8 protein-coding genes are annotated in these 5,140 nt (G+C 55.6%); 2 read left to right on the forward strand and 6 right to left on the reverse strand.

Annotated elements, in window-relative coordinates; translation table 11 throughout:
* From ACXJ5O_RS18225 to ACXJ5O_RS18240, 4 genes are all read right to left on the reverse strand, one after another.
* A partial coding sequence (locus ACXJ5O_RS18225; RefSeq protein ID WP_457301123.1) for a hypothetical protein occupies nt 1-193 on the reverse strand: 193 nt, incomplete at its 3' end.
* Between the two features lie 30 nt (nt 194-223).
* A complete protein-coding gene (locus ACXJ5O_RS18230) occupies nt 224-373 on the reverse strand; it encodes a hypothetical protein (protein ID WP_457301124.1) in 150 nt (49 codons plus the stop codon).
* Nucleotides 370-807, reverse strand: coding sequence for a hypothetical protein (locus ACXJ5O_RS18235; RefSeq protein ID WP_457301125.1), 438 nt, complete (start codon nt 805-807; stop codon nt 370-372). Before ACXJ5O_RS18235 ends, ACXJ5O_RS18230 begins: the two co-directional genes overlap by 4 nt.
* A complete protein-coding gene (locus tag ACXJ5O_RS18240) occupies nt 804-1,082 on the reverse strand; it encodes a hypothetical protein (RefSeq protein WP_457301126.1) in 279 nt (92 codons plus the stop codon). Before ACXJ5O_RS18240 ends, ACXJ5O_RS18235 begins: the two co-directional genes overlap by 4 nt.
* Nucleotides 1,083-1,172: 90 nt before the next feature.
* Here ACXJ5O_RS18240 and ACXJ5O_RS18245 point away from each other — a divergent pair, with 90 nt between their 5' ends.
* Nucleotides 1,173-1,397 (forward strand): helix-turn-helix domain-containing protein, encoded by a 225-nt coding sequence (locus ACXJ5O_RS18245; RefSeq protein WP_457301127.1) that lies wholly within the window; start codon nt 1,173-1,175, stop codon nt 1,395-1,397.
* Between the two features lie 268 nt (nt 1,398-1,665).
* On the opposite strand, the gene ACXJ5O_RS18250 is transcribed toward ACXJ5O_RS18245, so the two are convergent.
* Both ACXJ5O_RS18250 and ACXJ5O_RS18255 read right to left on the reverse strand, forming a co-directional pair.
* Complete coding sequence (locus ACXJ5O_RS18250; protein ID WP_457301128.1) at nt 1,666-1,902, reverse strand: hypothetical protein; 237 nt, start codon at nt 1,900-1,902, stop codon at nt 1,666-1,668.
* A 482-nt stretch (nt 1,903-2,384) separates the two neighbouring features.
* On the reverse strand, nt 2,385-4,388 hold the full coding sequence (locus ACXJ5O_RS18255; RefSeq protein WP_457301130.1) for an ABC transporter ATP-binding protein/permease: 2,004 nt from the start codon (nt 4,386-4,388) through the stop codon (nt 2,385-2,387).
* Between the two features lie 383 nt (nt 4,389-4,771).
* Here ACXJ5O_RS18255 and ACXJ5O_RS18260 point away from each other — a divergent pair, with 383 nt between their 5' ends.
* Complete coding sequence (locus ACXJ5O_RS18260) at nt 4,772-5,059, forward strand: DUF1236 domain-containing protein (RefSeq protein ID WP_457301129.1); 288 nt, start codon at nt 4,772-4,774, stop codon at nt 5,057-5,059.
* Nucleotides 5,060-5,140 lie beyond the last annotated feature (81 nt).

Here is a 5,140-nt window from a genome sequence, read left to right on the forward strand (position 1 = left end):
GGGCTCCTCGAATGTCTTCAATAGGGCGGGCCACTTCACTTTGTTTGACTGCTTGCTCATTTTCCCTCGGTGTGTAGCTAAGTCCCTGCCCCACGATCGGGCCGGAACGTGGAACTATTGCATCATCCCGGCCCGAAATCTTGCTATGACGGCAGCTCGCGGCCGTCTTTTTCAGCTTGTTCCAGGGTATCATGGAGTTGTCCGGCCAGTTCCTTCATGTGGTCTAGGCATTCCCCGAGGCTACCGGCAAGGCTTGTTGTCGTTCCCGGCCCATCGTAGCCATTTTCATGTTCCTCGCGGCTGCGGCGCATACATCGATAAGCGCGAGGATTGTGTACGACTGGTCGAGGGTCTGCGTGGTTACAGCGCTCATGACCTGTCCTCATCCGCTGACCGGAACTCATCGATCTTTTCCATGCCGGCAACGATGGTGTTGTTGCCGAGATGTAGCAGCGCGGTCATTGCCTTGCGCTCTTCGCGCTGACTGAGCCCGTTTGCAGCCATCCAAGCCGCCTCGAATAGATCCCGCGCCTGGGTGAGATCATCACACGCGTCCAATAGCGTGCTGTTCTTCTCCCGATCGACAACGGGCCGCGTTTCGCCGCGGTCGCGCTGCGCAAGCTCTAGCGCGTCATGACCCGACTGCACGAGCGTCTGCACCAGCTTCAGTGTGCGAGCGATATTTTCGATCTCTGTCTGATTTGCTTCGGCCGATCCGCTGAGCTTTTCCACCGCGTCGATAGTTATCCCAATGAGGGCCATAGCGTCATAGCTGCCTGTAATTGCGGCGTCGGAAATGTTGGTCATGACTGCACCTCAACTTTACGAGTAGCATCGTCAAATGTCTTTTCGAGGCGAACAGCTCTCTCAACGACATCATTCCAAGCAAAACATGCCATTTTCAAATCATAGGCGTCCGGTGGCGATACCGGGCCATCAGTCATCTCGTCGAGCATATCCGCCAAAATTTTCGACATGCATGTGAGCCCATTTATTTCCTGCTGGATACGTCCAACGGCGTCGGCGGTAATCGTCTTTGTAGGCAAACCTTCGGCGGTGGCCGGAATCAATGTTTTCGGCATTTTCTTATCTCCTAGTAAGAAATTCGTAACAGTGATACGATAATCTCGAATTTAACTATTCGTCAATTAAAATCGTAACGGTGTTCGGAAATGATCGATTTGCAGTGCAGAATGGCGCGCGCGGCGTTGGGGCTCGGAGTCCGAGAGTTGGCAAAACTCGCGGATGTTTCCCCCGACACGATCGCGCGGCTTGAGCGCGGCGAAAAGCTCAAAGATGAAACGGTGTTGATCATCGCCGCCGCCTTAGAAGACGCCGGCGTTATCTTCGTAGCTGAGAACGGCGAAGGCCCCGGCGTGCGGCTTAAGAAAAAATAACGTCTAGTACCTGGCGGTTTCCTTCTCTTCTTCGTTGGATAGCCCCAATTTTCCGCTCCGTCCCTTGATGGTTCGGAATCGGCCTTTTCCAACCCATACTCCCGATCGAAGAAAGCAATCACAGTAGGCCAATACCGCCGCCGATTGTACAAATCGGTCTTTGGCGGGAAACGGTTCGCCTCAAGCTTCTGGACGGCGTCTTTGAATTCTTGGGTGGTGACTCCCAACGCTTTAGCTACTTCAGCATCGGTTTTGAATAAGGGAAAATCTACCATCGCATATCTCCATCGTCTGCGGGTCCACCGATCACGAACATTTTGCCGAGCGTGCAGTCTTCATCGAAGTAAGCCTTCACGGCCGGCATGTACCTGTAGTTCGGAAAGTGTTCGTCGCGTTTCGGAAAGCCACTCCGCTCCATCACTTGGAACAGCACTTCGATCCCTTGCTCGCGAAACCCCAGTACCTTCGCGATCTCCGCATCTGTCATGAAGAATTTTTGTGTCATCGGCATCTCCTGGCTATTGAATGTGCGACCATCGATTTGAAACGGGCACACAGCCAACATAGGAGGAGTCATAAACTGACGTATATTCGAAAGCGTCACTCGCGAGCAGATCGATGACGAGTCTGATTTTGTGATAGTTCTTGTTCCGCCGCAAAAAGGTACAGTCGCCGAGAGCCTTCCATCCTGACGCGATGCTTTGGCTGTACCCGCACCTCATCGGGATTCCACTAAGGGTGTCTCATCCGGTACTTGAATTAGCGGTGGCTCCGTCAATGGCCGTACTGGTCCTGGCTTATCAGGGTCGTGGATAGGCGGATCGTCCGGCAGTGGCGGATGCGGTTCTGGCTCTGGGACAGGTATTGGATCATTCATATCGATTCCTCCTCGTTATGAGCTCTTAACTGTCTAACGCAAGGCAATGTTCCGCCAGCTAAAACGCGAGTAAGGCGTCGAACTCAGCCCAAGCTGTTTTGATCGGCCTTCTATGATCCTGCTGTAGACATTGGCTGCGCCGGTCTCTTTCGCTGCCTCAGAAGGCGCACAAGTAAGTTCCGTCTGCGCTTGCGTTTGCCAAGATCGATATCGCTCACAAGCTTTGCGCCGCCCTCGCGCCGCTCCAATGTGATCTTGCGAGTATGGAAGGCCTCCAGCTCGGCTCGATGCGCTACGCTAATGAGCGTGACCTCGGGCAATTCGTGGATGAGCATCTCCATCATCCTTTCCTGGCTCTTCTCATCAAGTGCTGAGGTTGCTTCATCCAGCACGATGATATCGGGAGTGTGCAACAGGAGGCGCGCGAACGCGAGCCGCTGTTTTTCGCCACCCGACAGGGTCTGGTCCCATGGCGCGTCTTCTTCGATCTTGTCTTTCAGGTAATCGAGTCCCACCTTGCCGAGGGCGCCATTTATTTTTTTCAACGTCCAGTTATCGGCGGCGGCAGGATAGGCGACCGCACGGCGAAGCGTCCCCACGGGGATGTAAGGCCGTTGCGGTAACATAAACAATCGTCTGTCGGCGTGGAAATTGACACTGCCGTCACCCCACGGCCATAGACCTGCGACAGCCCGTACCAGCGTGCTCTTGCCTGAACCGGATTCGCCGGCCACGAGCACCCGCTCGCCTGGTTCGATCACGACCTCGGTTTCCTTGACGACGGCGGTACCGTCGTCAAGCGACACTGAGAGATTGTTCAAGCTCAGCACCGCGTCGCCTTCAGTTTCGCCGCGCCTGATGCGTCCGAAAGCATCGCTCTGTTCCGCGCGCTCGAGCCCGTCGAGCGACATCATCAGCGAGGCGATGCGCCGTGCACAGGCGTTCCAATCAGCGAGACGGGGGTAGTTGTCGACCAGCCATCCGAACGCGCCTTGCACGATGGCAAAGGCAGAGGCGGCCTGCATTACCTGTCCAAGTGTCATGCTGCCTTCAAGAAATTTCGGAGCGCAAAGCAAAACCGGCACGACCGGCGCAAACAGGCTCGACCCCTGCGAAACCAGCGCTGTACGCATGTGCTGGCCTGTAAGAAGCGCCCATCGCCCGAGCACGTTGGCGAACTTTTTGTCGATGCCGCTACGCTCCTCCTTCTCGCCGCCAAGCAATGCGATACTCTCGCCGTTTTCCCGCACGCGCGTCAACGTGTAGCGAAATTCGGCTTCCGCTTGATTTTTTTCCTCGGAGAGATGAACGAAATGGCGGCCAATGACCGCCATCGAGGTGGACGTGATCGCGGCATAGAGTACCGCGGTGATGACGAGGAAACCGGGAACAGTGACGGTCGAACCTGCGATCGTCAGGGTGAGTGCCCCGCCGATGGTCCAGAGCACCACGATGAAGGTCGAGGCCGACAGAAATGCAGAGATGACACCAGCGATGAAATCGACAGGCGATTCGGTGGCAATCCGCAAATCCTCCGCGATGCGGGCTTCGGGGTTCGTGTGGTCGCCGCCGACTAGGTTCAACTGATAGTAACGGCCGTTTGCGAGCCATCGCGCGATAACTGCCGTCGTGAGCCAAGAACGCCAGCGGCGCTGAATCGTCATACGAAGGAAGACTTGTGCAACGACAAGGCTTCCGCTTCCGAGCACGAGCGGCACGAAAACGGCACTGAGGAAATAGACGGTGCTGGCATTGCGTTGCTCAATTGCATCGAAAATTGCGCGGTTCCAGACATTGATCCCATACTGGAAACCAACATTGATACATATCAGGATCGAAAGCCCGATTGAGCACAGCCAAGCGAGCCTGTCGCCACCGCGCCCCCAGTAACCGCGAGCGCTGATCCAGAAACGTCTCAGCAAGTATCTCTTGCGCGCTTGCTCGGCCTCTTCAGGTGTCAGTTCTGGATCCGGATGGATTAAATCCGGCGGCGCGCCCTGGTCATCGGCCTCAGACGCGACTTCGACAGTCGATACCTTTTCCTGGCGCGACTTTTTGGTGTCACGTGGTTTTGCCCTATCGATGGATTTCGGCTTGATTTTGGCCCCGGACATAAAGGCAATAACGGCTTGAAGAACAAAAAGTTTCATGATGTCCGCTCCATATCCAGCTGCCAACTGCCAAGGTTTTTCTTCCGTTCCAGTGTTCGCAACAGCCGCGCAAAGGCCACGGGAAACATTGTCGTTGTCCGGCTTTGCTGTCCGTCGCTCTAGGCTCGTCCGACGTGGAAGGCAAAGCTGACAGGCAAACGTGATCGCAGGTGCGCCGTTCCGGTGTCAGGCTTCAGTCTGATTTGGGCCGGTTCAGGATCGGACGAAAGTCTGATGCAGAAACGGCAAAGGTCTGAAATCCGTTGGCAAATTGCCACCGGTGGAACAAAGCTGAGGACCATAAGTTGTGGCAGCCGAAGGGAACGGTTCCACAAGGGAGAGTAATCATGAAACGAATCTTGCTTGCCACAACCGTGATGTTTGCGGTGTCTTGTGGCGTCTACGCGCAGGATGCCGTTGTGGTTGAGGTTCCGCAGCCGGCGCGCGACTACGTCATCGCTCATCCGACCGATCCGGTGCTCGTCGAGGGTGATATTGCGGTTGGCACTGCGGTACCAGCGGACGTCAAACTGGTGCCGATCCCCGATAGTCCGGACTACGGCTACGTCTATGTGGATAAACAACCGGTTATCGTGTCGATGAAGGATCGCAAGATCGTCTACATGTCGAACTGAGTTGGCCGTCAGAGAGTGTTCTGATGGCGGAATGGCTGATCCCTATGCATCAGCCGTGGCTTGGCCGCATGACCCCTGGAG

It is taken from the genome of Phyllobacterium sp. P5_D12 (assembly GCF_054049495.1).